1 protein-coding gene is annotated in these 545 nt (G+C 36.5%); it reads left to right on the top strand.

Annotated elements, in window-relative coordinates; genetic code table 11:
- Window positions 1-545 (top strand): CagY family CD-EC repeat-containing protein (locus I6852_RS07890; RefSeq protein WP_331458768.1); only part of this gene is annotated, 545 nt, incomplete at both ends.

Raw genomic sequence — 545 nt, 5'->3', positions numbered from 1 at the left:
CTAGATTGTTTGAAAAACGCTAAAACCGATGAAGAACGGAAAGAGTGCCTAAAACTCATAAATGACCCTGAGATTAGAGAGAAATTCCGCAAAGAATTAGAGCTTCAAAAAGAGCTTCAAGAATATAAGGATTGTATCAAAAACGCCAAAACAGAAGCTGAGAAAAACGAATGCTTGAAAGGCTTGTCTAAAGAAGCTATAGAAAGATTGAAACAACAAGCGCTAGATTGTTTGAAAAACGCTAAAACCGATGAAGAACGAAACGAGTGCTTGAAAAATATTCCCCAAGACTTGCAAAAAGAACTACTAGCTGATATGAGCGTCAAGGCTTACAAGGACTGCGTTTCAAGAGCTAGGAATGAAAAAGAGAAAAAAGAATGCGAGAAATTGCTCACGCCCGAAGCGAAAAAAAAGTTAGAACAACAGGTTCTAGATTGTTTGAAAAACGCTAAAACCGATGAAGAACGAAAAAAGTGTTTGAAAGATCTCCCTAAAGACTTACAAAGCGATATTTTAGCTAAAGAGAGTCTGAAAGCTTATAAAGA

Source organism: Helicobacter pylori (genome assembly GCF_015904775.1).
Lineage (GTDB): Bacteria > Campylobacterota > Campylobacteria > Campylobacterales > Helicobacteraceae > Helicobacter > Helicobacter pylori_DM.
Note: the sequence above shows the minus strand (reverse complement) of the source record. Positions and strands in the feature narration are given on the sequence as shown.